This is a genomic window from Sphingopyxis sp. GW821-FHT12C06 (genome assembly GCF_058807415.1).
On record NZ_JBXAQR010000002.1, the window covers coordinates 515,108 to 540,301 of the forward strand.

Annotated in this window: 22 protein-coding genes; 4 read left to right on the forward strand and 18 right to left on the reverse strand. The window is 63.8% G+C overall.

Going from position 1 to position 25,194, the window contains the following annotated elements; translation table 11 throughout:
• Window positions 1-64: 64 nt before the first annotated feature.
• Genes AC1RRJ_RS07870 through AC1RRJ_RS07905 form a run of 8 tightly spaced genes read right to left on the reverse strand, consistent with a single transcriptional unit; the run spans window position 65 to window position 7,835 of the window.
• Window positions 65-1,399, reverse strand: a complete 1,335-nt coding sequence (locus AC1RRJ_RS07870) for a Xaa-Pro dipeptidase (protein WP_493121193.1) — start codon at window positions 1,397-1,399, stop codon at window positions 65-67.
• Between the two features lie 53 nt (window positions 1,400-1,452).
• On the reverse strand, window positions 1,453-2,190 hold the full coding sequence (locus AC1RRJ_RS07875; protein ID WP_493121194.1) for a sulfotransferase-like domain-containing protein: 738 nt from the start codon (window positions 2,188-2,190) through the stop codon (window positions 1,453-1,455).
• Window positions 2,187-3,107 carry an aminotransferase class IV gene (locus AC1RRJ_RS07880; RefSeq protein WP_493121195.1) on the reverse strand — a complete coding sequence of 307 codons (921 nt, stop codon included), beginning with the start codon at window positions 3,105-3,107 and terminating at the stop codon, window positions 2,187-2,189. The genes AC1RRJ_RS07875 and AC1RRJ_RS07880 overlap by 4 nt, the downstream gene beginning before the upstream one ends.
• 10 nt (window positions 3,108-3,117) lie before the next feature.
• Window positions 3,118-3,744, reverse strand: a complete 627-nt coding sequence (locus tag AC1RRJ_RS07885; RefSeq protein WP_493121196.1) for a phosphatase PAP2 family protein — start codon at window positions 3,742-3,744, stop codon at window positions 3,118-3,120.
• Window positions 3,744-4,931: a S41 family peptidase gene (locus AC1RRJ_RS07890; RefSeq protein ID WP_493121197.1), complete on the reverse strand. Its 1,188-nt coding sequence runs from the start codon at window positions 4,929-4,931 to the stop codon at window positions 3,744-3,746. The genes AC1RRJ_RS07885 and AC1RRJ_RS07890 overlap by 1 nt, the downstream gene beginning before the upstream one ends.
• Window positions 4,931-6,328 carry a dihydrolipoyl dehydrogenase gene (lpdA, locus tag AC1RRJ_RS07895; RefSeq protein ID WP_493121198.1) on the reverse strand — a complete coding sequence of 466 codons (1,398 nt, stop codon included), beginning with the start codon at window positions 6,326-6,328 and terminating at the stop codon, window positions 4,931-4,933. The genes AC1RRJ_RS07890 and lpdA overlap by 1 nt, the downstream gene beginning before the upstream one ends.
• Window positions 6,329-6,338: 10 nt before the next feature.
• On the reverse strand, window positions 6,339-6,524 hold the full coding sequence (locus AC1RRJ_RS07900; protein WP_493121199.1) for a hypothetical protein: 186 nt from the start codon (window positions 6,522-6,524) through the stop codon (window positions 6,339-6,341).
• A 12-nt stretch (window positions 6,525-6,536) separates the two neighbouring features.
• Window positions 6,537-7,835, reverse strand: coding sequence for a pyruvate dehydrogenase complex dihydrolipoamide acetyltransferase (locus AC1RRJ_RS07905; protein ID WP_493121200.1), 1,299 nt, complete (start codon window positions 7,833-7,835; stop codon window positions 6,537-6,539).
• A 160-nt stretch (window positions 7,836-7,995) separates the two neighbouring features.
• On the opposite strand from AC1RRJ_RS07905, the gene AC1RRJ_RS07910 reads away from it, so the two are divergent.
• On the forward strand, window positions 7,996-8,451 hold the full coding sequence (locus tag AC1RRJ_RS07910; RefSeq protein ID WP_493121201.1) for a universal stress protein: 456 nt from the start codon (window positions 7,996-7,998) through the stop codon (window positions 8,449-8,451).
• On the opposite strand, the gene AC1RRJ_RS07915 is transcribed toward AC1RRJ_RS07910, so the two are convergent.
• Window positions 8,444-8,839: a hypothetical protein gene (locus tag AC1RRJ_RS07915; protein ID WP_493121202.1), complete on the reverse strand. Its 396-nt coding sequence runs from the start codon at window positions 8,837-8,839 to the stop codon at window positions 8,444-8,446. The two genes, AC1RRJ_RS07910 and AC1RRJ_RS07915, sit on opposite strands and share 8 nt — an antisense overlap.
• A 120-nt stretch (window positions 8,840-8,959) precedes the next feature.
• Between AC1RRJ_RS07915 and AC1RRJ_RS07920 the strand changes: the two genes are divergently transcribed.
• Window positions 8,960-9,745: a helix-turn-helix domain-containing protein gene (locus tag AC1RRJ_RS07920; protein ID WP_493121203.1), complete on the forward strand. Its 786-nt coding sequence runs from the start codon at window positions 8,960-8,962 to the stop codon at window positions 9,743-9,745.
• 41 nt (window positions 9,746-9,786) lie between these two features.
• On the opposite strand, the gene AC1RRJ_RS07925 is transcribed toward AC1RRJ_RS07920, so the two are convergent.
• From AC1RRJ_RS07925 to phaR, 3 genes are read right to left on the reverse strand one after another with little or no spacing between them, the layout of a single operon-like run.
• Complete coding sequence (locus AC1RRJ_RS07925; RefSeq protein WP_493121204.1) at window positions 9,787-12,090, reverse strand: ribonuclease R family protein; 2,304 nt, start codon at window positions 12,088-12,090, stop codon at window positions 9,787-9,789.
• Window positions 12,091-13,617, reverse strand: a complete 1,527-nt coding sequence (proS, locus tag AC1RRJ_RS07930) for a proline--tRNA ligase (protein WP_493121205.1) — start codon at window positions 13,615-13,617, stop codon at window positions 12,091-12,093.
• Window positions 13,618-13,658: 41 nt separating this feature from the next.
• Window positions 13,659-14,198, reverse strand: a complete 540-nt coding sequence (gene phaR / locus AC1RRJ_RS07935) for a polyhydroxyalkanoate synthesis repressor PhaR (protein WP_493121206.1) — start codon at window positions 14,196-14,198, stop codon at window positions 13,659-13,661.
• 242 nt (window positions 14,199-14,440) lie between these two features.
• On the opposite strand from phaR, the gene AC1RRJ_RS07940 reads away from it, so the two are divergent.
• Window positions 14,441-17,551, forward strand: coding sequence for a TonB-dependent receptor domain-containing protein (locus AC1RRJ_RS07940; protein ID WP_493121207.1), 3,111 nt, complete (start codon window positions 14,441-14,443; stop codon window positions 17,549-17,551).
• 18 nt (window positions 17,552-17,569) lie between these two features.
• Here the strand turns inward: AC1RRJ_RS07940 and alr are convergent, their stop codons facing one another.
• Window positions 17,570-18,616, reverse strand: coding sequence for an alanine racemase (alr, locus tag AC1RRJ_RS07945; protein ID WP_493121208.1), 1,047 nt, complete (start codon window positions 18,614-18,616; stop codon window positions 17,570-17,572).
• A 44-nt stretch (window positions 18,617-18,660) separates the two neighbouring features.
• Window positions 18,661-20,289, reverse strand: coding sequence for an MFS transporter (locus AC1RRJ_RS07950; RefSeq protein WP_493121210.1), 1,629 nt, complete (start codon window positions 20,287-20,289; stop codon window positions 18,661-18,663).
• A gap of 108 nt (window positions 20,290-20,397) precedes the next feature.
• Here AC1RRJ_RS07950 and AC1RRJ_RS07955 point away from each other — a divergent pair, with 108 nt between their 5' ends.
• On the forward strand, window positions 20,398-21,162 hold the full coding sequence (locus AC1RRJ_RS07955; RefSeq protein WP_493121212.1) for a cyclase family protein: 765 nt from the start codon (window positions 20,398-20,400) through the stop codon (window positions 21,160-21,162).
• A gap of 97 nt (window positions 21,163-21,259) precedes the next feature.
• On the opposite strand, the gene AC1RRJ_RS07960 is transcribed toward AC1RRJ_RS07955, so the two are convergent.
• From AC1RRJ_RS07960 to AC1RRJ_RS07975, 4 genes are all read right to left on the reverse strand, one after another.
• Window positions 21,260-21,664, reverse strand: a complete 405-nt coding sequence (locus AC1RRJ_RS07960) for an MAPEG family protein (protein WP_493121214.1) — start codon at window positions 21,662-21,664, stop codon at window positions 21,260-21,262.
• Between the two features lie 62 nt (window positions 21,665-21,726).
• Window positions 21,727-22,749 carry an alpha/beta hydrolase gene (locus AC1RRJ_RS07965; RefSeq protein ID WP_493121216.1) on the reverse strand — a complete coding sequence of 341 codons (1,023 nt, stop codon included), beginning with the start codon at window positions 22,747-22,749 and terminating at the stop codon, window positions 21,727-21,729.
• Between the two features lie 59 nt (window positions 22,750-22,808).
• Window positions 22,809-23,180, reverse strand: coding sequence for a tRNA-binding protein (locus tag AC1RRJ_RS07970; RefSeq protein ID WP_493121218.1), 372 nt, complete (start codon window positions 23,178-23,180; stop codon window positions 22,809-22,811).
• A gap of 6 nt (window positions 23,181-23,186) precedes the next feature.
• A complete protein-coding gene (locus tag AC1RRJ_RS07975; RefSeq protein ID WP_493121220.1) occupies window positions 23,187-25,193 on the reverse strand; it encodes an ATP-binding protein in 2,007 nt (668 codons plus the stop codon).
• Between the last annotated feature and the right edge of the window lies 1 nt (window position 25,194).

Genomic DNA, 25,194 nt, shown 5'->3' on the forward strand with positions numbered 1-25,194 from the left:
ACGAACGGGTAGAACAGAACGGTGCTTCGACAAGCTCAGCACGAACGGAAAGAAATGGCAGTTGTCAGCCGCCCTTCACCAGCGCGCCGCCCTTGACCACCGCATCGATGCTTTCCAGCTGGCGCACATCGACTAGCGGATCGCCGTCGACCGCGACGATATCGGCATAGCGGCCAACCGCGATCGCCCCGACATCCTTTTCGCGGCCCAGCGCCTCGGCGGCGTTGCGCGTCGCGGCCTGAATTGCCTGCAATGGCGTCATCCCATATTCGACCATGACGCGGAACTGCTTGCCAACCTCCCCATGCGGCATCACTCCCGCGTCGGAGCCGAAGACCATCCGGACGCCGGCCTTGTGCGCCTTGCGGAAATTGTCGCGCTGGATCTGCGCGATCTCGCGATCCTTGCGCAGATTATCCTCGAGCACGCCATTTTTCGCGCCCTCCGCCTGCGTATATTCGGTGTTGTAGATATCCATCGAGAACCATACCGGCTGCTTGCGCGCGAGCGCCATCCGGATGCCCTCATCATCGACCAGACTGACATGCTCGATCGTGTCGATCCCTGCCGCAATCGCGGCGCGGATACCGGCTGCGCCATGGGCATGGGCGGCGACGCGCAGCCCCCATTGATGCGCCTCGTCGGCGATCGCGCGAAGCTCGGGTTCGGAAACCTGCAACTGTCCGGGTTCAGTGTTGCGCGAAAAGACCCCGCCGGTCGCGCAGACCTTAATCACCTCGGCGCCATATTTGCGCTGGCGGCGGACCTGATAGCGCAGTTCGTCGGTGGTATCGCCGATCCCTTCTTCCTTTCCGTCCTTCTTCTCAAGGCTGGGCGGCAGGAAAGTGCTGTCGCAATGCCCGCCGGTCGCGCCGAGCGCATAACCCGCGGGGACGATGCGCGGGCCTGTCGCATAGCCGGCGTCGATCGCCTGCTTGAGTCCGATGTCGTTGCGGTTGTCCGACCCCACGTTGCGGACGGTGGTGAAACCCGCGCCAAGCATGTCGTTCGCATTTTTGACCGCGGTCATGCCCCAGAAGCTGTCGGTGAATTCGAGCCCGCGATAACCACCGATGTCGGCGGGGCCGTCAAGGTGGACGTGCATGTCGATCAGGCCGGGAAGCAAAGTCTTGTCGCCCAGGTCGACATGCTTGACCCCGGCGCCCCAGCGTACGGTGCGCGCGTCAGCGATGCTCGTGATACGCCCGTCAGTGCCGACGAAGATGGCGGGATAATCGATCGTCTTGCCAGTCAGCACATCGACATAACGCGCGGCGGTAATAACGGTCTGGCCGCTGGCCTCCTGCGCGTGTGCGGATACCATCGAAACCGCGAAAAGAGCGGGCGCGCCAAAAGCGATTCCCCGCAGAAAACTGCCCAACTTCATTCTGGATTGCATGTTTGTCCCGCCTGTTATTGGTGCCCATCCCGTTGATGGCAAAACAGGAGTTGTTAGGACAGCGGAATCTTGTGCTGCGCCAGATGGTCATATTCGGGGCGGCAAGCATCGGCGACCGCCTGTTCGTCGGGAGTCAGTTCGGGCTGCGGCTTGTCGGGCGGGCCAAAGCCGGTGCTCGATACGACAGCGTCATACCAGTGCGATCCCCATATGCCGTCCGTCGGGTGCAACCCCGCTTTCCAATGCAGCATCGCGGGATCCCAAGCGATGGCCAGCGCCGTGCATAATTTTTGCAGCATTGCGGGCGGGTCGCGCAAGATGTCGGCGCTGTCGATCACCGGCGGCGCGTGGCCGAGGCGGTCGGCCTCGCGATTGAAAAATTCGACCTGCGCCTTCGTACCGAGATGATCGGGGCGGACGGTGACGCGCTTGGCGGCGTAGCTTGCAACAACCCGGGCGGGATCGCGGATCAGGAAAGCGTGACGCAGACCCTGCAAATCATCATGCGCAATCGGCCCGACCATATGATGCGCCATATGCTTTTGATACCAGACCGGCGCGCCGGCCGGGCAAGCGCCGGTCATCGTCCGGGCGACACCGTGCCAGTCGCAATCCATCGATCCTATCACCTGATCGGCCATCGGCTGCGGTTCACCCGTCTCTTTCAGATACGCACCGTAAAAGGGCTCGTCGGAAACGAAGCTGTCAGCGCGGCTGCCAAAGCTGCGCATCATCGCGGTCGAAAGGTTGCGCGGACCCGACCACATGGCGATGCGGATGCAGTCGCTCACGGCCGCGACCGTCCGGCGATGTCGCGTTCGATCAACGCCTTGTAGAGCCCCTGTAGCAGCTCGACCATCGGCCCCCGGCCCCCGGTCAGTACACGGCCGTCGATCGTGTGCGCGGGGACTACGCCGGCAAAGGTGCCGGTAACGAACGCTTCGTCGGCACCATAAACGTCGGTGAGCGAGAAATTCTTCTCGAACACCGGGATGCCATTTTCCCGGCACAGGCTGATCACGTTGCTGCGCGTGATGCCGGCGAGGCAATAATCGCCGCTCGACGTCCACACCTCGCCCTTCCTCACAATGAAGAAATGGGTCGAGTTGCACGTCGCGACAAAGCCGTGCGGATCGAGCATCAGCGCTTCGTCGGCGCCCGCCTGCGCGGCCTGAATGCATGCGGTGATGCAGTTGAGCTTTGAATGCGAATTGAGCTTGGGGTCCTGCACCGCCGGGTCGCCGCGGCGGACGTGGACGGTGAAGAGCGACAGCCCCTGCTCGACCGTCGCGGGTAACGGATCCTTATGCTCGGCAATGATCACGATCGTTGCGGGCGAGATGACGACGCGCGGGTCCTGATAGGGCGTCGAGCGGATACCGCGCGTCACCATCAGCCGGATGTGGCATGCATCCATATTATTGGCGTCGATCGTCGCATGGAGCCGCTGCTCCAGCTCGTTGCGCGTGATCCCGATATCCATCGCGATCGCCTTCGCGCCTTCCCGCAAACGATCGAGATGCTGGTCGAGAAAAGCCATGCGCCCCTTGTGGACGCGGATGCCTTCCCACACACCGTCGCCGAGCATGAAGCCGCTGTCGAACACCGAGACGCTCGCCTGCGCGCGCGGCACGAGGTCGCCATTGACGTTGATCAGGATCGCGTCGTTGCGCGGATCGGGGACGAAATCATGCGTACCTTGTGCCATGAACCCAAGACTAGCCGCTGATGCTCGACTGTCGAGAGGAAAGCCCGACCCACCACACGCCGAGCAGCGCAAAGGCGGTGCCGAGCATCGTCCCGCCCACGATATCGCTTGCCCAATGGACGCCGAGCATGATGCGCGAAAAGCCGTTGAGGATGATCATCGCCCCCGCGAGCGCCCATGCTGCGGCGCGCCAGCGCGGCGGGGCGAGCCAAGCGAGGAGCAGATAGACGACCGCAGCGCTCGTCGCATGCCCGCTGGGATAGGAAGCACTCGATACATGGTCGAGGTGGGGGATGATGTCGGGGCGGGCGCGACCGAAGCCAATCTTCATCAGGCTGGAGGCGAGGTTCGAAAGCAGCGAAGCCCCGCCCAGCGCGACCGCACAGCGCGGGCCGCACCAGTGCCAGACGAGACCGCACAGCAGGATGACGATAATCCAGCGCGGCACGCCGCCGCCGATCCAGCTTGCGCCCTGCATGAAGACGATGAGGCCCGCATTGCTCTGGCCCGCGCGGAGCGAGAGCGCGTTCGCGATATGCAGGTCCGCCGACACAAGCCACCCGGCGTTGATCGCGAACCCGAAGGCCAGCACCGCGACGAACAGCACCGCCGCCACCTGTGGCGCAGAAAATCGCATCAGGCGGGGCAATCGGCGTCGGGCACGGGAACGAAATCCTCGCGCGGCTGTCCGCCGACCGAGAAAAGTCTCTCGGCCGGGAATTTGACGCGCAGGCCGCTCGACGGCAGGTCGAAGTCGTAGACGGCGCCGAGCAGCCCCGCCATGCGGTCGCCGCACACCGGTACGCCCATCGCGGCAAAGCCGATCGCCATCCCCTCGCCCATGCTGCCCGTCCACCGTCCGACACGCACCGCCACCGGCTTCGCGCGATACTTGCCCGCGCGCGGCAGGGCCAGTTCGACCCATTGCCTCGCGATCCCCGTGCTACGCTCTTCGGCCGGCAGATTGTGCATCTGATAAGGCGTCGGGGCGTCGACGAACCAGCTCATCGCGCCACGCGCAACGGTGCTGTTGCCGCCGCTCGGCGTATCGCGCAGGTCGACGACGACCCGCGCATCGGCGGGCAAGGTCGCCAACGCGGTATCGAATGCCGCGATCGCAGCATTGTCGCCCAGCGAATTATTGTAGCGGATCGTCACGACGCCGCCCGCGTCGGTCGTCACCGACACTGGCGGCCGGTCGGGCCTCCGGAGCGCGTAGAGGCTGGGCAGCGTTACTTCGCGCGACTTTCCGTCGCGGACGATCGTCAGCTTCCGCTCGCGGTCGCGGCGCCCGGCGGCAAGTACGCGCGCGGCATAACCGGCACGGTCGGTGCCCGCCGTCTCGAGGCCAAGCTCGGTCCAGAAGGCCGCGACCGCCGCGTCGGCTTTGACCCCGGCGACCGCTGCCAGCCGGTCGCCGGCGAGAATGCCTGCCCGTTCGGCCGGGCTGTCCGCACGCACCGCATCGATCCGGAACCCCTTGCCGTCCGCAACGATCCACAGATCAGTGTAGCTCGGCACGAGCGCCCAGCTGACCGGAAAGGAGCCGCCGGTGATCGCATGATGATCGGCCAGCGTCGCGATACGATGTTCGGCATAGGCGAGCAGCGATTTCGAATCGTGCACCGCCGCACGCTCGGTCGCGAGAACCGGCGAATCGGGAAGCGCGTCGCCGGGCAGACGGTCAGCATAGGCATAATTCTCGACGATCAGCGCATCGAGTGCCCGTGCGTCGGCGGCATAGTCCGGCGCCGCGGCCGGATCGGCCGCCAGCACCGGCGACACGAGCAGCGCCGCGGCGATCAGCGAGAATGCCCGGCGCATCAGATATGCAGCGGACGCCCGAATGCCGCAAGCACGCCTTCGTGCATCGTTTCGCTGAGCGTCGGATGCGGGAAGACGGTGCCGATGAAATCATCCTCGACCAGTTCGGCGGTCTTGCCGATCGTATAGCCCTGGATCAGTTCGGTGACTTCGGCGCCGATCATGTGCGCGCCGAGCAACTCGCCGGTCTTGGCGTCGAACACGGTCTTGGTGAAACCCTCGGCCTCGCCCAGCGCGATCGCCTTGCCGTTGCCGATGAAGGGAAAGGTCCCCGCCTTCACCTCATAGCCCAGTTCCTTCGCCTTCGCCTCGGTCAGGCCGACGCTCGCGATTTGCGGGCGGCAATAGGTGCAGCCGGGAATGTTGCGGACGTCCATCGCGTGCGGATGATTGCCCGCGATCGCCTCCACCGCGATCACCGATTCATGCATCGCCTTGTGCGCGAGCCACGGCGGCGCGGTGACGTCGCCGATCGCCCACAGGCCAGGAACGTTGGTGCGGCACATCGCGTCGGTGTCGATATGGCCCTTGGTCGTTTTCACGCCGAGGGTTTCGAGGCCGATATTCTCGGTGTTGGGGACAATGCCGATCGCAACGATCGCATGGCTGAACTCGGACGTTTCGGTCTTGCCGTCCCTGGTCTTGATTTTCGCCGAGACACCGGTTGCGGTCGCCTTCAGCTCTTCCACCCCGGCGCCGGTCAGGATCGTCATGCCCTGCTTCTTGAGCGATTTTTCGAGGAAGGCCGAGATATCGGCATCCTCGACCGGAACGACGCGGTCGAGCATTTCGACCACGGTCACTTCGGCGCCCATATCCCTGTAGAAGCTCGCAAATTCGATCCCGATCGCGCCCGATCCGATGACCAGCAATTTCTTCGGCATCTCGGGGGGCACGAGTGCGTGGCGATAGGTCCAGATCCGCTTGCCGTCGGCGGGGGCGAACGGCAGGTCGCGGGCGCGGGCGCCGGTCGCGACGATGATATTTTTCGCGGTCAGGGTCTCGGTGCCCTTCTCGCCCGCCACTTCCAGCTTGCCCGGCGCGGTGAGCTTGCCGGTGCCCATATGGACGGTGATCTTGTGCTTCTTCATCAGATGCGTGACGCCCTGATTGAGCTGCTTCGCGACGCCGCGGCTGCGCTTGACCACCGCATCGATGTCGGCGCTGATCTCGGCCGCTTTCAGGCCATAAGCGCCGGCGTTCTGCATATAATGATAGACTTCGGCCGAACGCAGCAGCGCCTTCGTCGGGATGCAGCCCCAGTTGAGGCAGATGCCGCCGAGCAGCTCGCGCTCGACGATCGCGGTCTTGAGGCCGAGCTGCGCCGCGCGGATTGCCGCAACATAGCCGCCGGGGCCCGAGCCAAGGACGATGAGGTCATAGTTGGTGTCAGCCACAATTATCTCCTTATTCGCCGGGCTTCTTACGCAGCAGCACAGCCAACTCGCGCAACGCAAGAATGGCCATGACCGCGTAGGCGGCGATCCAAATCCAATAGGACGCGGCGGGCCAGGCCCAGCTGGCCGCGGCCGCGACAAATGCCGCGGCGAGCAGTCCGATCAACAAATGCAGAAATTGTCGAACGAACTGCATCGCAGCCTCCGGTCAGGCCACCAGGCCGAGCGGGTTCTCGACGATCTGCTTGAACACCTGCATCAGCTGGGCGCCATCAGCCCCGTCGATCGCGCGGTGATCAAAACTACCGGTTGCCGACATCACGGTCGCGATCGCGAGCGCGTCATCGACGATCCACGGGCGTTTCGCGCCCGCGCCGATTGCCATGATCATGCCCTGCGGTGGGTTGATCACGGCGTCGAACTGGGTGATTCCGAACATGCCCATGTTGCTGATGCTCGCCGTGCCGCCTTGATATTCGTGCGGCTGGAGCTTGCCTTCCTTGGCGCGGCCGGCGAGTTCTTTCATCTCGGTCGATATCGCGCTGACCGACTTGGTGTCCGCGCCGGTGATGATCGGGGTGATCAGGCCCGCGGGGACCGAAACGGCGACGCTGATGTCGGCGCGGGTATAGCTGATGAGCTGATCGCCGGCATAGCTGACGTTGCATTTGGGCACCTGGACCAGCGCCTTGGCGAGCGCCTTGATAAGCAGGTCGTTGACGCTGAGCTTGACGCCCGAGCTTTCGAGCGCGGTGTTGAGTTCGCCGCGCAGCTTCAGCAACGCGTCGAGCTGAATATCTACGGTCAGATAGATGTGCGGGATCGTCTGCTTCGCCTCGGTCAGACGGCGCGCAATCGTCTTGCGCATGTTGCTGAGCTTGTCGGCGGTGTGCGGGATGTCGGTTTCGAACGGCGCCGCTGGCGCCGATGCGGCGGCGGGTGCAGCCGACGGTGTCGCGGCAGCCGCAGCAGCGGGAGCGGCGACGCCCGCGGGCGCGCCTTCAAGGTCTGCCTTGACGATGCGGCCACCGGGGCCGGTTCCGGTCAGCCTCGACAGGTCGATGCCCTGGCTGGCGGCGAGGCGCTTGGCGAGCGGGCTCGCCTTGATGCGGTCGCCGGATACGGCCGGTGCGGCTGGCGCCGGAGCTGCCGCAGGTGCAGGAGCGGCGGCGGGTGCCGGCGTGGGCGCTGGCGCCGGAGCGGCTGGAGCTTCCTCGGCCTTCGCAGCCGGCGCCGGAGCAGCCTTGGCGCTGCCCGCATCCTCACCCTCGCCTGCGATCACCGCGATTACGGTGCCAACCTTCACATTGTCGGTGCCCTCGGGAATCAAGATCTGCGCGATCACGCCGTCGTCGATCGCTTCATATTCCATCGTCGCCTTGTCGGTTTCGATTTCGGCGAGCAGGTCGCCCGACTGGACGGCGTCGCCCTCCTTGACCAGCCATTTGGCAAGAGTTCCTTCCTCCATGGTCGGCGAAAGGGCGGGCATTTTGAGTTCGATCGGCATGGTAAGGTTCTGTCCCTCGGAGTCTTGCAGGCGATGCCTGCCGCTACGGATTGTTCCTCGTCATAAGCATTGCTTTGGTCAAGGTCTATCCGGGCAAACTTGCCTTTCATACGAATGTGAAGCACTCTAACGCCAGCAAAGCACATGAGGGGTCGGGGCAATGCGGACATATCTGGTGGTGATCGACGACAGTCCGGAAGCGACGCTGGCGCTGCGCTTTGCCGCGCGGCGCGCGGCGCGGACCGGCGGCGGGGTGATGGTGCTGGCCATCGTCCCTCCGCAGGATTTCGTCGCGTTCGGCGGCGTCCAGGCAACGATCGAAGCCGAAGCGCGCGAACATGCCGAGGAGCTGGTGGCAGCGGCCGCCGACGCGGTGGCGCAGGAAGCCAATGTCACGCCTCAGATCATGGTCAAATCGGGCAAGCCCGCCGAGGTGGTGCGCGAAGTGATCGACGCCAATGAAGAAATTGCGGCGCTGGTGCTTGCCACTGCCGCAAGCGGCGCGCCCGGGCCGCTGGTCGCGCATTTTACCGGGCAGGACGCCGGAAGGCTGAACTGCCCGGTGATGCTGGTGCCCGGCGGAATCGATGTCGCCCGGCTCGACGAACTTAGCTGACGGCAATTACGCGGCCGACCGTTGCGGCGCCCCTGGCTTCGAGGAACGCGAAGACGAGGACCGCGAGCGCCTGTGCAATCACAAGCGCGATGCCGAGGCCGGTCATCTGGCCTGCAAAGGCGGCAAGAACCGCAAAGCTTGCGACGACCCAGCCGAGATTGCCCACTACAATCAGCTTGGTCAGCGCCGCACTCGGCGATTTTTGCGCCGCGACGAAGGCCATCAACGCTGCACTCGCGAGGCAGATCCAGCCAGCGAGCGTGACGACGATGACGGGAAGGCCGAGCGCCCCCGCGACAGGGACAGCAAGAAGCAGGCCGATCAGGAAAATCCCGGCGCAGGTTACGGCGTCGAGGGTGAGAATGGTCTTCAGGCTCTGGACAGACATGATGTTCTCCTTTCGAATGCCCGCCCCGTTTCCCTCGAAAAATGACGCCAGTCGATTACGCCTGAGGTAATGGGAATGCAGCAACGGCTCCGCTAGCCCGATCGTCGAAGGAGAGATACGATGCAGGTCACCCCGCTCGGTGAGCAACTCCGCGACTGGCGGTCGCGGCGGCGGATGAGCCAGATGGACCTCGCGCTTGAGACCGAGATTTCTACGCGGCATCTGAGCTTCATCGAAACGGGCCGCTCGAAGCCGAGCCCGCAGATGCTTGGGCGCATCGCCGACCGGCTCGACGTCCCGCACCGCGCGCGCAACGCGCTGTTGCTCGCGGCGGGCTATGCCCCCGATTATCAAGAGCGTCCGCTCGACAGCCCCGACATGGCGGCGATGCGTATGATCGTTGAGCATGTGCTGAAGGGGCATGAACCCTATCCGGCGCTCGCGGTCGATCGGCACTGGAACATGATCGCGGCAAATGCCGCAATCGCAATCTTGATCGAGCAGGTCGCCCCTGCCCTGCTGGTGCCGCCGGTGAATGTGCTGCGCATCGCCCTGCATCCCGACGGGCTGGCGCCGCAGATCGTCAATTGCAGCGAATGGCGCGATCATATTTTGCACCGGCTGGATTTGCAGATCGAGGCGAGCGCCGACGCCGGGCTGGTTGCGTTGCGCGAGGAGCTCGGGAGCTACGCGGTGGAAGCGAACGACAATCGCGGGGGCCACGCGAGCAGCATCGCGGTGCCCTTGGTTCTCGATACGGTTGCGGGGCGAATATCGTTCGTGTCGACGGTGACGATTTTCGGGACGCCGGTTGATATCACGCTGTCTGAGCTGGCGATCGAGGCCTTTTTTCCGGCGGACACCGAGAGTGCTGCGTTGTTGCAGCGGTTGGCCAGCAAGCACTGATCTTCATCACCCCCGCCTTCGCGGGGGTGATGATAACGGGGTTAGCGCCGCTTGCCCTTATGCTTGATATTCGCAGGCCGCCCGCGTTTGCCGACGAGATGCTTGCCAGCCTTGTCCTTCGTCCCGTCGCGACGCGGCGGCCGATTGCGGAAGCCGCCTTCGGGGGCATCGGGAAGTTCGAAGCGCAACGCGCCGCTAATCGGGTTGGCGTCCATCAGCCGCAGGTCGAGCCGCTGGCCGACCGTATAGCTGACTCGGCCACGCTCGCTGTCGAGGCTGCGCGCCGCCTCGTCATAGAAGAAGCGTTCGTTGCCAAGCGTCGACACCGGCACCAGCCCGTCGCCGCCGAGCCCGTCGACGGTCGCGAAGAAGCCGAAGGGTTGGACCCCGGTGATCCGCGCGGGGACGATCTCGCCCTTTTTGGTCGACAGCCAGGCGGCGACATAGCGGTCGACCGTTTCGCGTTCGGCCTCCATCGCGCGGCGTTCGAGCGCGCTGATCGCTTCGCCGATGCGCGATAGTCCCTTGGCGTCGGCTTCGCCCAGCCCGGTGCGTTCGGGCAATCCTTTGGGCTTGCCGGGCACTTCGAGCTTGTAGCTGTCGACGAGTGCGCGGTGGACGATCAGATCGGCGTAGCGGCGGATCGGCGAGGTAAAATGCGCGTAACTGCCGAGCGCGAGGCCGAAATGGCCCGCATTGGCGGGGCCATAATAGGCCTGCGTCTGACTGCGCAAAATCGCCTGCATGATTTCAGGCAACCGGTCGTCTTCGGAAAAACCATCGATCAGGCGGTTGAACACCGCAGGGGTGATCACCTGTCCGAGCGCGAAGCTTTGTTCGAAGGTTTCGAGGTAATCCTTGAGGCTGACGAGCTTTTCGCGGCTCGGCGGTTCGTGAATGCGGTACATCACCGGCGACTTCTTCGCCTCGAGCGCCTTGGCCGCCGCGACGTTGGCGGCGATCATATAATCCTCGATCAGCCGCATCGCATCAAGCCGCTCGCGAACGCGGATTTCGGCGATGCCGCCCTGTTCGTCGAGGATGACTTGTCGTTCAGGGAGGTCGAGGTCGAGCGGCGCACGCGCGGCCCGCGCCTTGGCGAGAAGCTTCCAGCAACCCCAGAGATTCTTGAGCGCGGGAAGGACGTCGGCGTCCCAACCTTCGTCGGGCGCGTCGGCGTCGTAAGCGGCCTGCGCGCGTTCATAGGCGATGTTCGCGTGCAGCCTGACGAGCGCGCGGGTGAAGCGCCATGACGTCACCTTGCCATGCTTGTCGATGACGAGGTGGCACGCCATTGCGGCGCGGTCCTGCCCCGCTTTTAGCGAGCAGACCCCCGCCGACAGCGTTTCGGGGAGCATCGGCACGACCTGGTCGGGGAAATAGACGCTGTTGCCACGACGCCGGGCATCGCGGTCGAGCGCGCCGTCGGGACGGACATAATAGCTGACGTCGGCGATCGCGACGATCGCGCGCCAGCCGCCCTTGTTGGCCGCATCCTCGTCGGGGATCGCCCAGACGGCGTCATCATGGTCGCGCGCGTCGACGGGATCGATCGCGAGGATCGGCAGGTCGCGCAAATCTTCGCGCCCCGCGGGAGTGAGCGGCAGCTTCGCTGCGATTTCGGCCTCGGCGATCGTTTCGGCGCCGAAGACATGCGGAATTTCATGCTTGGCAATCGCGATCATGCTGAGCGAACGCGGTGCGAAGGGATCGCCGATGCGGTCGATTACCTTCGCCTTGATCGCCGGGCCGCGCCCGGTCAGTTCGGCGCGGACGAGATCGCCGACATTGGCATCGCCCTTGTCGGCGACGGCAAAATCATAGCGCGCGCGCTTGTCGGCGGGGCGCAGCCACAGGATCGGTTTGCCGCCCGGCCCCATATCCTCGACGAGCACGCCAATGATCGTCTCGCCGCCTGCCTGCAATTTCTTCATCGGGTGCGCGATATGGCCGGCACCACGCTCTTCGGTACGCGCAAGGATACGGTCGCCAACGCCAAGCGCCCCTTTGCGGCCCTTCTCCATGACGCGGACCTGCGGCGGCGGGGTCGTCGCCTCCCAGCGGTCGGGAACCGCCCAGACGGTGCTGCCGTCGATCGACGCGACACGCAGCACGGTAACGCGCGGCAGACCACCATGTTTGTGAAAAGCCCTGCCCGCGGCCAGATCGACGAGCCCCTCGTCGGTCATGTCCTTGAGCAGCGCCTTCAGAGCGATTTTCTCGGCGCCGTGGAGCCCGAAATATTTCGCTATTTCGCGCTTGCCGACGGCGTCCTGGCTCGTTTCGATGAAACGAAGAATTTGGTCCGGCGTCGGCAAGCCGGCGGGTTTTTGTGCTTTCGCCAATTAATAGGTCCGACCGATGAGCACGCGTTCGGTCGCGGGCTCGCCGGTGAAGAAGCAGGCGCCATCGGTGGGCGCGGCGTCGAGCGGGGTGTTGCGCATCGTGAGCTTCAACGCTTTGAGCTGCTCGACGATCCCTTCGAGGACGGCGCCGGTCGGACGCGACCATTGCACTTCAACCCAGCCGACGAATTTATCGTCGCCAGCGAAATGCGTTTTCAGATCGGTGACATCGCGGCGGATATTGCTGTCGAGGCGCGCCTTGGCTTCGGTGAAGAGATTGTCCTGAATCTCGCCGAGCGTCGCGACCGCAGCGGCAACGAAATCAGCCTTCGACACGAATGCTGTGTTGAGCTTACCGTCGTCCTTGTAGAGCCGGTCGCGGCGGATTACCGCAACATTGCCGCCGGCGACGTCGCGCGGACCGATTTCGAGGATGATCGGCGCGCCCTTTTTGACCCAGCCCCAGCGCTTGGTCTGGGCCTTGTTCGCACCGGCGTCGAGATGGACGCGGACAGGTTCGCGAAACGCGTCGAGCGCCTTCAGATCGGCCTGGAGCGCCGCGCAATAATCGAGGATTGCCTGATCCTCTTCATTGTCGCGCAGCATCGGCACGATCACGATCTGGTGCGGCGCGATGCGCGGCGGGCAGCGCAGCCCGTCGTCGTCGCCATGGGTCATGATGACGCCGCCGATCATGCGGGTCGAGGTACCCCAGCTGGTGGTGTGGCACAGGCTGTGGCCGCCATCCTTGTCCTGGTAGCGAATATTCGCGGCCTCGGCGAAGCCGGTGCCCAGATAATGCGAAGTGCCGGCCTGCAGCGCCTTGCCGTCCTGCATCATCGCTTCGATCGAATAGGTCGCGACGGCACCCGGGAAGCGTTCATGCTCGGGCTTTTCGCCCGCGACAACGGGCATCGCCAGCGCGGTCTCGGCAAAGTTGCGGTACATTTCGAGCGCGCGCAACGTCTCGACCATCGCGTCGGCACGGTCGGCGTGCGCGGTATGGCCTTCCTGCCAAAGGAATTCACTGGTGCGCAGGAACATGCGCGTGCGCATTTCCCAGCGCACGACATTGGCCCATTGGTTGACCTTCAGCGGCAGGTCGCGCCAGCTTTGCACCCAGCGGCTCATCGCCGAGCCGATCACGGTTTCGGACGTCGGGCGGACGATCAGCGGTTCCTCGAGCTTTGCCTCGGGATCGGGAATGAGCTTTCCCTTGCCGTCCTGGATCAGACGATGGTGGGTGACGACCGCCATTTCCTTGGCGAAACCATCGACATGGTCGGCTTCCTTCTCAAAGAAGCTCAAGGGAATGAACAGCGGGAAATAGCAATTCTGGACTCCCGCATCCTTGATCGCGGCGTCCATCACCTTCTGGATGCGTTCCCAGATGCCATAACCCCATGGCTTGATGACCATGCAGCCGCGCACACCCGATTCCTCGGCGAGGTCGGCTTCGGCAATGACATCCTGATACCAGGCCGCGAAATCGGCCTGCCGGGTTACGCTGAGCGCATGTTTTACCATGAAATTTCCGTTTGCTTTCGTTGAGGGCGATTGGCCCGCTATTATTTCTTCTTGGCGAGTTCGGCCTTGAGTTCGGCGACTTCCGCCTTGAGCGCTGCGATTTCGGCATCCTTGCCTTTGCCGCCGCCGACGGCCGGAATGAAGGCGCCCGCCGCCTGCTGGAACATTTCCATATTCCGCCGCGCCAGTTCGGCGAGCGGGTTCGCACCGAGCGCGCCTTCAAGCGCCGAACGCACATCCTGCTGGTTCTTGCGAAACGCCGTCATCGAGGCTTCCAGATATTGCGGCACCATCGACTGCATCTTGTCGCCATACATGCCGATCAGGTGGCGCAGAAACGGAACGGGCAGCAAGGTTTCGCCGCGCGTTTCGGTGTCCATGATGATCTGGGTCAGGACATTGTGCGTGATATCTTCGCCGCTCTTGGCATCAACGACGCGAAATTCGCGGCCGTCACGGACCATCGCACCCAAGTCGTCCAGCGTGATGTAGCAACTGCGTTCGGTATCATAGAGGCGCCGGTTGGCGTACTTCTTGATCGTGACGACACCATCGTCCCCGACCGCCTTGGACTTCGCCATTGTGACCTGCGCTCCCTTAGTAACTCATGCCAAAGGCGATTCCGCCACGCCGGGCCGATGAGTGTGCAGTCTTTGCATTAGCACCAAAATATGATGCGCCGCAACATGGGTGCGTTGCCGCAACACCCGCGGCGACCATCAAAGCCCCCATGCCCGCTCCGCTTCATCATTTGTTGGTAAATTTCTTCTACACCCAAGGCGCCCCGCACATTTTATGTGAACGACAGTCCTTGGAGTATCGAATGAACAAGCCGCGCCTCTTGCTGAGTGCTGCAACCCTCGTCGTGGCGATCGCCGCCAGCCCTGTCGCGTCAGCGCAGGACAGCACAGCTGCGTGTAGCGATGAATCGGCGTGCGATGGCGATACCATCATTGTCACCGGATCGCGCATCGCGCGTCCGCGTTTCGAAACCGTCGAGCCCGCAATCGTCATCGGCGCCGCGGAAATCGACGCCCGTGGCCTTGAAACGCTGGGTCAGGTGCTGAATGACCAGCCAGCGTTCGGCGTGCCCGGTGCGTCTCCGGTCGGCGCGCAATCGCCGCTGGCGCAGGGGCAGGCCTTTGCCAATTTCCTTGGCCTCGGCTCGCAGCGCACATTGACTTTGGTCGGTGGTCGCCGTTTCGTATCGTCGAACACCGCATCGATCTTTGGCCCGACCGGCGCGGGCAGTCAGGTCGACCTGAACATCATCCCGACCAAGCTGGTCGACCGGGTCGAAACGATCGCGGTCGGCGGCGCGCCCATCTATGGCGCCGACGCCATCGCGGGCACCGTCAATATTATCCTGAAGCGCGATTTTCAGGGCTTCGAGATCGATGGCCAATATGGGCTGTCGAGCCGCGGCGACGCCGCCAACTACCGCTTCCGCGCGCTTGCGGGGCATAATTTCGCCGACGGGCGCGGCAACATCACGATCGCCGCCGAATATAACAAGGCCGAAGGCCTCGTCGGGTCCGACCGGTCACTGTTTGCGCGCGATCTGTTCTTTGGCAACGCCAGCGACCCGGCCTCGCCCTTTCTGCAACAGCTTTACGCCGATCGGCGCCTGCCCGCCCTGTCGGAAGCGGGCATTCCGATCGTCGGCGACGGCATTCCGCTCAGCCCCGAACAACAGCTGGCCTTCTTCGGTTTCGCAGGCCCCAATTTCGGCGTGACCGATGGCAGCGGCAACCAGCTGCGCTTCGATGCCAACGGCAATCTGACGCCGATCAAGTTCGGCCAATATGCAGGCGCGCCCGGATCGTTCGGGGTCGATTTTGCGGGCGGTAACGGCTTCAGCGCGGTGCCGACAACCAATCTTCTCGCCTCGACGCGCCGCTACAGCGGTGTCGCCACCGCCGATTATGAGCTGTCGGACAGCATCCGCTTCTTCGGCGAAGCCTGGTATTCGAACAGCAAGGGCCGCAATTTGCGCACCCAGCCGGTGTTCAACACCGGCCTTGCCGGCCCCGCCGGATCACCCGACGGCAATATCCTGGTCAGCATCGACAATCCCTTTCTGTCGGATGCGGCGCGCGCCGCGATCCTTACCGCGATCGCCAACAACCCGATGTCCGATCAGAATATGGGCGGATTCCCGCAGGATTATTTCTACCTCGCGCGCGCGAACAGCGATCTGACGACCGGCAATTCGACGGGTGAGGTCGAGGTGATGCGGTTCGTCGCCGGCTTTGACGGCCAGTTTGACCTGTTCGCGGGCCAGTGGAATTGGGAAGTCGCGGGCAATTACGGCCGCTCGAAGACCAAAAGCATCTCGCGCGAACTGGTGCAGCAGAATTTCCTCAACGCAGTCGACGCCATCAAGGATGGCAGCGGCAACATCGTCTGCCGTCCGGGTGTGATCAATTCGCCGATCACGACGCCGAACAGCCAGTGCACGCCGATCAATCTGTTCGGCACGGGCCGCAATTCGCAGGCAGCGCTCGACTATGTCACCGCGATCGCCACGCCGGTCTCGCTCAACAAGCAGAAGCAGTTTACCGCTTCGCTCACCGGCCCGCTGTTCAAGCTGCCCGGCGGCGATTTCTCGGTCGCTCTGGGTTATGAGCATCGCATTGAATCGCAGGACTTCGACCCGGGCGCCTTCTTCCATGGCGCCGCCGATCCCGATCCGCTGACCGACAGCAATGGCGACGGCGATCCGGCGAACGACCGCATGAGCTATGGTCGCGGCACTCCGGTGCTGCCCGTCTATGGCAAATATAACACGAACGAATTTTCGGCCGAATTCCTTGCGCCGATCATCTCCTCGTCGAGTGGCGCGCCGATCGACCTGCTCGAGGTGAAGGGCGCGGTCCGCTACGTCGATCATTCGATCGCCGGCGGCGACTGGACCTGGACGCTCGGTGGCCGTCTGGGAGTCATCCCCGATGTCGTGGTTCGCGGCAATTTCACCCGCGCGATCCGTGCCCCGGCAATCACCGAGCTGTTCAACCCGTCGAGCAGCTATTTCGGCTTTGCCAGCGATCCGTGCGACGCGGTCAATCGCGGTAACGGCCCCGATCCGGCAACCCGCCAGGCCAATTGCGCCGCCGCCGGGCTGCCTGCCAACTTCGCCTCGCTGTCGAGCAGTCGCACGTTCCTGCAAGCGATCGAGGGCAATCCGGTGCTCCGCAACGAAAAGGCCGACAGCTGGACCGTTGGCATCGTCGTCGAACCGCGCTTCGCGCCGCGGCTGCGCGCGAGCGTCGATTATGTCGACATTCACCTGAAGGACGCGATCACCAATGGCGGCGCGAGCAGCATTGTCGCCAATTGCTACGACTCGTCCGATTTCGCGAACGCGCCCGATTGCGCACGCTTCACGCGCGGCCCCGACAATCAGATCAATTTCATCGAAGTTCAGTACCTCAACCTCGCCGACCAGCGTTACAAGGGCTATCTGGCCGCACTCGACTATCGCGTCCCGGCATTCGGTGCCTCGGGTTCGATCGGCCTCAACCTGTCTTATCAGTATCTCGACGAACTCAGCACCCGCGCGGATGCGGCTTCGGCACGGACGAAGCAGAATGGCGCAATCGGCTATTCGAAGCATCAGGGGGTGCTGACGCTCGATTATCGCGATGCCGATTTTGGCCTGTTCACGCAGCTCAACTATACCGGCAAGGCGAAGATCGACCCGCAGGCGGCGCCGAACTTCTACCCCGACGGCCTCGGCGACCTGCCCAGCGTGCTGTTCGTCAACATGGGCGCCAGCGTCCGCGTCGGCGAACGTTTCGGCCTTCGCCTGACGGTCGACAACATCTTCGACAAGCAGCCGCCCTACCCCTATCCGGCGACGGGCGGGACGATCACCTATTTCAGCGGGGTGATGGGACGCTATTTCCGGCTGGGCGCCAGCGCCAGCTTCTGATCCGGGATCGGCGGCGCGCTAGACCCAAGTGCGATCGAAGCGTGCCCCGAGGCCCGTGAGCAGCTCATATTGCGACAAGCCGCTCGATCGCGAAACGGCAGGCAGGTCATAGTCGATGGCCAGCCAATCGCCTTCGTTCAGCCCCGTCGCGGCAGTGGCGTCAAACGCAATCAGGTCCATCGACACACGGCCGATCAGCGGCAACGGCTTGCCGTTCCAAGTCGCGCCACCCGACCCGGCGTGGCAGCGTAGATAGCCGTCGGCATAACCCATGTTGACGACCGCAATGCGGCTGTCGGCGGGCGCGGTCCACGTCGCGCCATAGCCGACAGTTTCGCCCGCGAGCACACTGCGCATCTGCAACACCCGCGCTTCGGGGAAAACGACCTGGCGAAGTTGGCCTTCGGATTCCGGGCGCGGAATTCCGCCGTAAAGGGCGATGCCGGGACGCGTCAGATCGAAAGCATAGTCGGTGCCAAGGCAGATACCGGCGCTGTTAGCGAGGCTGTAGCGGCGCGCGGAAACTTTCTCGCGGATCACACGGAAAGCCGCAAGTTGCCGCACATTTTGCGGGCTGTCCTCGTCGGCGGACGCGAGGTGGCTGAGCAGGGTATGGATAGCGAGCCCGCCGAGCGCACCGCCCAGCACCTCCTCGACGCGCAGGCCCAGCCGGTTCATCCCGGTGTCGACCATGACATCGCACGGTCGCCCTTCCCCCGCTTCGCGCCAACGCCGGGCCTGCTCGGCGCTGTTGAGGACGGGACGGACGGGCAAGCTGCGCGCGGCGACCATGTCAGTGGAGCCGACGCCGTGGAGAACCGAAAGCGATACGCCTGCAGGAAGCGGCATCAGCGCCGCCGCCTCGCCCCAAGTCGCGACGAAAAAATCGCGGCAGCCCGCCTTCGCCAGACGCCGCATCACGTCGCGCGCGCCGAGGCCATAGCCGTTGGCCTTGATCGCCGCGCCACACACCGCCGCGCCGCTCTGCGCGGCGAGCCAGCGCCAGTTGGCAACGAGGGCGGCGGAATCGAGGCGGAGCCGGAGCGGCGACGGAATGGCAATCATGCCTCCGCCACTAAACATGTTTGGCGATAGCGCCAATGGGCCGTTCAGCCCTTTTGCGCCTTGTCCCATTGCCCCTCAACCGGATCCTTGAGCATGAAGATGGTGACGAGGAAAGCGACGAGAACGACACCCCAAGTGTACCAGAGCCCGGCATAGGCATCGCCGGTCTTGGCGATGATGAAGCTCGCAATCAGAGGCAGGAAGCCGCCGAAATAGCCGGTCCCCAGATGATAGGGGATCGACAGCGACGAATAGCGGACGTGAGGCGGGAACATTTCGGACAAAAGCGCCGCGACCGGGCCATAGGTAAAGCCCGACAAGGCACAGAGGCCTAGCAGCGCGGCGAGGATGACCGCGATGCCCAAGGCCCCGGGGACCTGCTTTTCGAAATTATAGCCCATCGCCTCAAGTGCGGGCGTGAGTATCGCGGGGTCTTCGCCCGCAACTTCGCGGTTGCCGATCATGACCTTGACGCTGTCGAAATTGCTGGCCGTCGTGACGATGGTGTACGGAACGCCAAGTTTGGTCAGCTCGCCAAGCGTCTTGCCACACGCTGTCGTCTGTTTCTGGGCAAAGGGATCGAAGCTGCACTGCGAGCCTGTGACCGTGACCGGTGCCTTTTCCGCCGCGGCGGTCAACGCCGGATTGCCGACGCTGCCCATCAGCCAGAAGAGCGGAAAGAGCAACACAAGCGTCGCGGCATAGCCCCAGACGATCGGTTTTTTGCGCCCGATACGGTCGGACAGATGCCCTGCCCAGAGGAAGAAACCTATCCCGATCGCCGCCGCGATACCGACGATGATTTCCGCCGCTGTGTCATCGAGCTTCATCGGCCCCTTGAGGAAGGAAAGGCCCGAGAACATCGCGGTGTACCAGATCACCGTCAGACCGGCAGCGATGCCGAACAGCGCGATGAAGATGCGGCGCGGATTGCCGGGATAGGTGAAGCTTTCTTTCAGCGGGTTCTTCGCGAGCTCGCCCTGCGCCTTCATCGCCTGAAACACGGGGCTTTCGGATAGTTTGAGACGCATCCACAGCGAGATGGCGAGTAGGATGAGCGAAAGCAGGAAGGGCACGCGCCAGCCCCAGCTTTCCCATACGGCGTCGGACATCAGCGCCTTGCACCCCAGAACCACGATCAGGCTGAGCACAAAGCCACCGACGACGCTTGCCTGGATGAAGCTGGTGTAGAAGCCGCGTTTTCCGGGCGGGGAATGTTCGGCGACATAAATCGCCGCACCGCCATATTCACCGCCGAGCGCCAGTCCCTGCAAAATGCGCAGGCCTATGACGATGATCGGCGCGACGATGCCGATCGACGCCGCCGACGGGATCATGCCCACCCCCGCGGTCGCGATGCCCATCAGGGTGACGGTGACGAGGAAGGTATATTTGCGCCCCAGCCGGTCACCCAGATAGCCGAACAGCACCGCACCCAAGGGCCGGAACCCGAAACCGACGGCGAAGCCCGCCCAGACGAGCAGCACTTCCAGCGTCGCATTGTCGCTGGGGAAGAAAGCCTTGCCGATGATCGCCGCCAGCGTTCCGTAGATGAAGAAATCATACCATTCGAATACGGTCCCCGCCGATGATGCGGCGATGACCATGCGAATTTCCTTCGCGGTCGGCTGATAATCGGCGCCAGAACTGGCGACGGCGGCGCTGTCGGTCATATGCTCTCCCCTGCCCCTCTGTACGGGGCTTTGCCGCATCTCTACCGGGCAAGCGGCGCCGCGCAAGTCTTCTTGGCGACCGCCGCCAATGATGGCAGACTGCGCCCCATGCAGTTCATCGACCTTTCGATCCCGATCACCAACGATGTCATATCCGACCCGCCGGTGATGCGCCCGCAGATCACCTATATGACCCACGAAAATACGTGGGAACAAATTGCAATGTTCTTCCCGGGGCTGACGAAGGAAGACCTGCCCGACGGCGAAGGCTGGGCGGTCGAGAGCCTGACGCTCTCCACACACAATGGCACCCATATGGACGCGCCGTGGCATTTCCACTCGACGACCGACAGCGGTGCCAGCGCGGCGCCGAGCATCGATGAAGCGCCGCTCGACCTTTTCTTCCGTCCCGGGGTGAAGCTCGATTTTTCGGATCGTCCGGCGGGGCATGTCGTGAGCGGCGCCGAAGTCGAAGCCGAACTGACGCGGATCCGCCATACCCTCCAGCCGCTCGATATCGTGCTCGTCCAGTCGGGCGCGGTGTATGGCACCGACAATTTTACCGATCAGGGTTGCGGCATGGGCGCCGAGGCGACGCTCTATCTCACCCAACGCGGCGTGAAGGTCGTCGGCACCGATGCGTGGAGCTGGGACGCGCCATTCAGCCACACCGCGCGGCGCTGGGCCGAAACGCACGACCCGTCGATCATTTGGGAAGGGCATAAGGCCGGACGGATCAGGCCTTATTACCAGATCGAGAAGTTGACGAATTTGGCCGCGCTACCACCAACGGGTTGGACGCTGAGCTGCTTTCCGGTGAAGATCGAGCGCGCGAGCGCGGGATGGATCCGGGCGGTGGCGCTCATCGGCTGAGCCTCATCCTCTTCGTCATGCCGGACTTGATCCGGCATCCATGACCGCGTGGCCCCCGGATCAAGTCCGGGGTGACGAAAACGGGTTGAGCGGCCCGCTACAAATTCACCGTCGCCAGCATCCACAACGTCCATCCGCTCAGCAGCAACAAACTCGCCCACGTCGCCATCACGCCGATCTGGCGCGGCACCGGTGGTTTGCCGCTGATCGGCGCATAAAGGCCTATGATGTGCGCGACGCGGCCGATCAGGAAGATCGCGCCGATCGCCATCAGCGCCATATGGTTTGCCTCGACGGTTTCGAGCAGGCCGATCAGGATGATGACAATCGGCGCGTGTTCGGCGAGGTTGGCGTGGCTGCGGATCGCGCTGACCAGCCGGTCGTCGCCGCCGTCGCCGAACGCGACGCGAAGCCGCAATCGTTGGCGCACGGTATCGACCGCGGTGAACAGCAGCAGCAGCGCGCAAATCGCCGCAACGAAGGCAGTTACCGGCAGGCTCATCTTGTATCTCCCCCTATTTCCCCGGTCCGCAGCCTAACCCGTTGTCCGGCGATTGCTACTGGTCAATTGCCCGGCGTCGGTTCGATCTTTTTGTTGCCGATATGCGCCTCGAGAAACGTCAATATCCGCGTCTCGACCGGCATGCGACTGACGTCATCGCCCAGACTGACGGCGCCCATCGGATAGAAATGCCCGAAGCCCGGCACCCATGCCGTTTCGACCGCGATCCTTTTGGCTCCCAAAGCCTTGGCCGCGAAGCGCGTCCCCGACTGGATACCGTCGAGGTCATTCTGCGCGACGAAGAGCAGCGCAGGCGGCATGCCCGGCCGGGCGGTCTCGAACAGATTATAGCCGCTGAGCGCACCCGAGAGCGCGAAGACCGCCTTGACCGGGACACCGATGCCATAGGCGGTGTTGAGCGCTGTGATCGCCCCCGACGAAAAGCCGCCCAAGGCGATGCGGTCGGCATCGACGCCATATTTTCCGGCATGGCCCCGGACATAGTCGGTCGCCATCGCCATATCCTCGGCGGCGGCGAGAATCGCGTGCCAATATTGCTCGCGCGTCCGGTCGTCGAGCGGCGGCAGTCCCATGCGTTCACGGACAATCTCGATCCGCGCGAGCGCCGCGGGCGCGAGGTTCGCGGACTTGGGCACGAGTCGCTTTTCATCGACGGGTTTCACCACGCCGGGATCCTCGGGGGTCAGGCGATAATCGATCGCGAAACAGACATAGCCATCGCGCGCGAAGCGGCGGCAATAGTCGGCCATCGAACTGTCCTGCGCGCCATCCTCGGTATAGCGCTCCTCGCCCTTGTTGCCGCGATGAAAGGCGCCGCCAAAGGCCATGATGACCGCAGGGCGGTTCGCGAGCGGCTTGCCATCGGCGACGGGGCGATAGACGTCGACGAGCAGGTCGCGGGTGGGGGGGCGTTCTTGCGAGACGTTGATCGGCGCGCGGCCGTAAACGAGATTACGGGTGAGCTGGACGTCATAATCGCGGTTGGGATCGGCTTCGGCGGCGGCCGATAGTGGCAGCAGCAATGCGCAGATTGCCGCTGCAAAGGCGGTCGCTCGCCGGATCATGTCACTCTCCCCGTTGCTTCTTGCCTTCAGGCTAGCCGCAATCGGGAGCGAGAAACAGATCAGAAGAGCCGTGATCCGTTCGGTACCGGCTGGTCGGGCGCAAAGAGGATCACGGCGCCCGCCTCGTCGGCGAAACCCAGCGCCAGCACTTCGGACATATATTTGCCGATCTGGCGCGGCGGGAAGTTGACGACTGCCGCGACCTGACGCCCCGGAAGCGCGTCGATGGCGTAACGATCGACGATCTGGGCACTGCTCTTCTTCGTCCCGATCGTGGGGCCGAAGTCGATGACGAGCTTAAATGCCGGCTTGCGCGCTTCGGGGAAAGGCTCGGCACTCAGGATCGTGCCGATGCGGATGTCGACGCGGAGGAAATCGTCGAAAGCAATTTCCTCCGCCGCCGGCGCATCGGGCGTATGCGACATATGCACTTGAGGTCACTCCATCTCCAGGATGATGGCGTCGACCGCGAGGCTGTCGCCCTGCGCAGCGTTGACGGTCTTCACGACGCCCGTCTTTTCGGCGCGAAGGATATTCTCCATCTTCATCGCCTCGACCGTCGCGAGCGGCTGGCCGGCCTCGACCTTGTCACCCTCACCGACATGCAGCGCGACGAGCAGGCCGGGCATAGGGCAGATCAGGAAACGCGAGAGATCGGGCGGGATTTTTTCGATCATATGCGCCGACAGCGGCGCGATATGCCAGGGCAGGACCTGCACATTGTGGATGCGACCGCGTGTCGTCATGCGCCAGCCGGCGCGCGTCTTCGCAACCTTGACCGCGAGTTCATCGCCATCAATCTCGGCGACCACCAGCCGGTCGCCGGGGGTATATTCGAGCGCGATGTCGACCTTGTCGCCATCGACCTTGATATGCTTGTGGCCGATCTTGACCTTATGCGCCGCGCCGCCGACGCTGACCTGCCATTTCGCGGGCGGTTCGAGCCGGTCGCCGAGCTGGCCGTCGGTGCGGCGTGCACGGTCGGCCTCGGCGCTTGCCATGAAGCCCGCGATCGCCGCGAGCGCGCGGACGACATCATCTTCAGCGTCGGCACCCGAAAAGCCCTCTGGATATTCTTCGGCGATGAAGCCGGTGGTCAGCTCACCCGCGCGGAAACGCGGATGCTGCATGATCGCCGAAAGGAAATCGATATTGTGGCCAAGCCCTTCGAGCTCGAAGCGGTCGAGCGCCGCAACCTGCAAATCGGCGGCTTCGTCGCGGGTCTTGCCCCAGGTGATCAGCTTGGCGATCATCGGATCGTAGAAGATCGACACTTCGCCGCCTTCCTCGACACCCGCGTCGACGCGCACGCCATCCTCGCCGCGCTCGTCGCCCGCCCATGCGGGAACGGGGGTGCGATAGCGCACGAGACGGCCCGTCGAGGGCAGGAAGCCGCGATAGGGGTCTTCGGCATAGACGCGGTTCTCGATCGCCCAGCCATCGATCTTGATATCGTCCTGCGTCAGTTCGAGCTTTTCGCCCGCGGCGACACGGATCATCTGTTCGACCAGATCGATGCCGGTGATCGCCTCTGTCACCGGATGCTCGACCTGAAGCCGCGTGTTCATTTCGAGGAAGTAGAAGCTCTCGCCCGTCGGGTCGGCGCCGCTGACGATCAGTTCGACCGTACCCGCGCTATAATAGCCGACCGCGCGCGCGAGTGCGACGCACTGTTCGCCCATCGCCTTGCGCATCTTTTCAGTCACGAACGGCGACGGCGCTTCCTCGACCACCTTCTGGTGGCGGCGCTGGATGCTGCATTCGCGCTCGTTCAGATAGAGGATGTTGCCGTGCTGGTCGCCGAGGATCTGGATCTCGATGTGGCGCGGGTTGAGGATGAATTTCTCGATAAACACGCGGTCGTCGCCGAAGCTGTTGAGGCCTTCGCGCTTGGTCGCCTCGAAGCCCTCGCGGACGTCCTTTTCGTCATAGGCAAGGCGCATGCCCTTGCCGCCGCCGCCGGCGGACGCCTTCATCATCACCGGATAGCCGATCTCGTTGGCGATGCGGACGGCATGTTCGGTGTCGTCGATTTCGCCGACGAAACCGGGGACGACATTGACGCCGGCTTCGAGCGCGAGCTTCTTCGATTCAATCTTGTCGCCCATCGCGGCGATCGCGTTCACCGGCGGGCCGACGAAGGCGATACCTTCCTTGGCCAGCGCTTCGGCAAAGCTGGTGCGTTCGGACAGGAAACCATAGCCCGGATGCACCGCATCGGCGCCGGTTTCCTTGCACGCCGCGATGATCTTGTCGGCGATCAGATAGGATTCGGACGCGGGCGACGCGCCGATATGCACGGCCTCGTCAGCCATCTGGACGAAGGGTGCGCGTGCGTCGGCATCGGAATAGACAGCAACGGTCGCGATGCCCATGCGGCGCGCGGTCTTGATGACGCGACAGGCAATTTCGCCGCGGTTGGCGATCAATATCTTCTTAAACATC

Coding starts and splice junctions, on each gene's coding strand:
- AC1RRJ_RS07920 (WP_493121203.1), top strand. CDS start 8,960: ATGCAGGTCACCCCGCTCGGTGAGCAACTCCGCGACTGGCGGTCGCGG.
- AC1RRJ_RS07915 (WP_493121202.1), bottom strand. CDS start 8,839: ATGTCTGTCCAGAGCCTGAAGACCATTCTCACCCTCGACGCCGTAACC.
- AC1RRJ_RS07900 (WP_493121199.1), bottom strand. CDS start 6,524: ATGCAGTTCGTTCGACAATTTCTGCATTTGTTGATCGGACTGCTCGCC.
- AC1RRJ_RS07955 (WP_493121212.1), top strand. CDS start 20,398: ATGCAGTTCATCGACCTTTCGATCCCGATCACCAACGATGTCATATCC.
- AC1RRJ_RS07965 (WP_493121216.1), bottom strand. CDS start 22,749: ATGATCCGGCGAGCGACCGCCTTTGCAGCGGCAATCTGCGCATTGCTG.
- AC1RRJ_RS07870 (WP_493121193.1), bottom strand. CDS start 1,399: ATGCAATCCAGAATGAAGTTGGGCAGTTTTCTGCGGGGAATCGCTTTT.
- alr (WP_493121208.1), bottom strand. CDS start 18,616: ATGATTGCCATTCCGTCGCCGCTCCGGCTCCGCCTCGATTCCGCCGCC.
- AC1RRJ_RS07890 (WP_493121197.1), bottom strand. CDS start 4,931: ATGCGCCGGGCATTCTCGCTGATCGCCGCGGCGCTGCTCGTGTCGCCG.
- phaR (WP_493121206.1), bottom strand. CDS start 14,198: ATGGCGAAGTCCAAGGCGGTCGGGGACGATGGTGTCGTCACGATCAAG.
- AC1RRJ_RS07940 (WP_493121207.1), top strand. CDS start 14,441: ATGAACAAGCCGCGCCTCTTGCTGAGTGCTGCAACCCTCGTCGTGGCG.
- AC1RRJ_RS07885 (WP_493121196.1), bottom strand. CDS start 3,744: ATGCGATTTTCTGCGCCACAGGTGGCGGCGGTGCTGTTCGTCGCGGTG.
- AC1RRJ_RS07975 (WP_493121220.1), bottom strand. CDS start 25,193: ATGTTTAAGAAGATATTGATCGCCAACCGCGGCGAAATTGCCTGTCGC.
- AC1RRJ_RS07905 (WP_493121200.1), bottom strand. CDS start 7,835: ATGCCGATCGAACTCAAAATGCCCGCCCTTTCGCCGACCATGGAGGAA.
- proS (WP_493121205.1), bottom strand. CDS start 13,617: ATGGTAAAACATGCGCTCAGCGTAACCCGGCAGGCCGATTTCGCGGCC.
- AC1RRJ_RS07910 (WP_493121201.1), top strand. CDS start 7,996: ATGCGGACATATCTGGTGGTGATCGACGACAGTCCGGAAGCGACGCTG.
- AC1RRJ_RS07880 (WP_493121195.1), bottom strand. CDS start 3,107: ATGGCACAAGGTACGCATGATTTCGTCCCCGATCCGCGCAACGACGCG.
- AC1RRJ_RS07960 (WP_493121214.1), bottom strand. CDS start 21,664: ATGAGCCTGCCGGTAACTGCCTTCGTTGCGGCGATTTGCGCGCTGCTG.
- AC1RRJ_RS07950 (WP_493121210.1), bottom strand. CDS start 20,289: ATGACCGACAGCGCCGCCGTCGCCAGTTCTGGCGCCGATTATCAGCCG.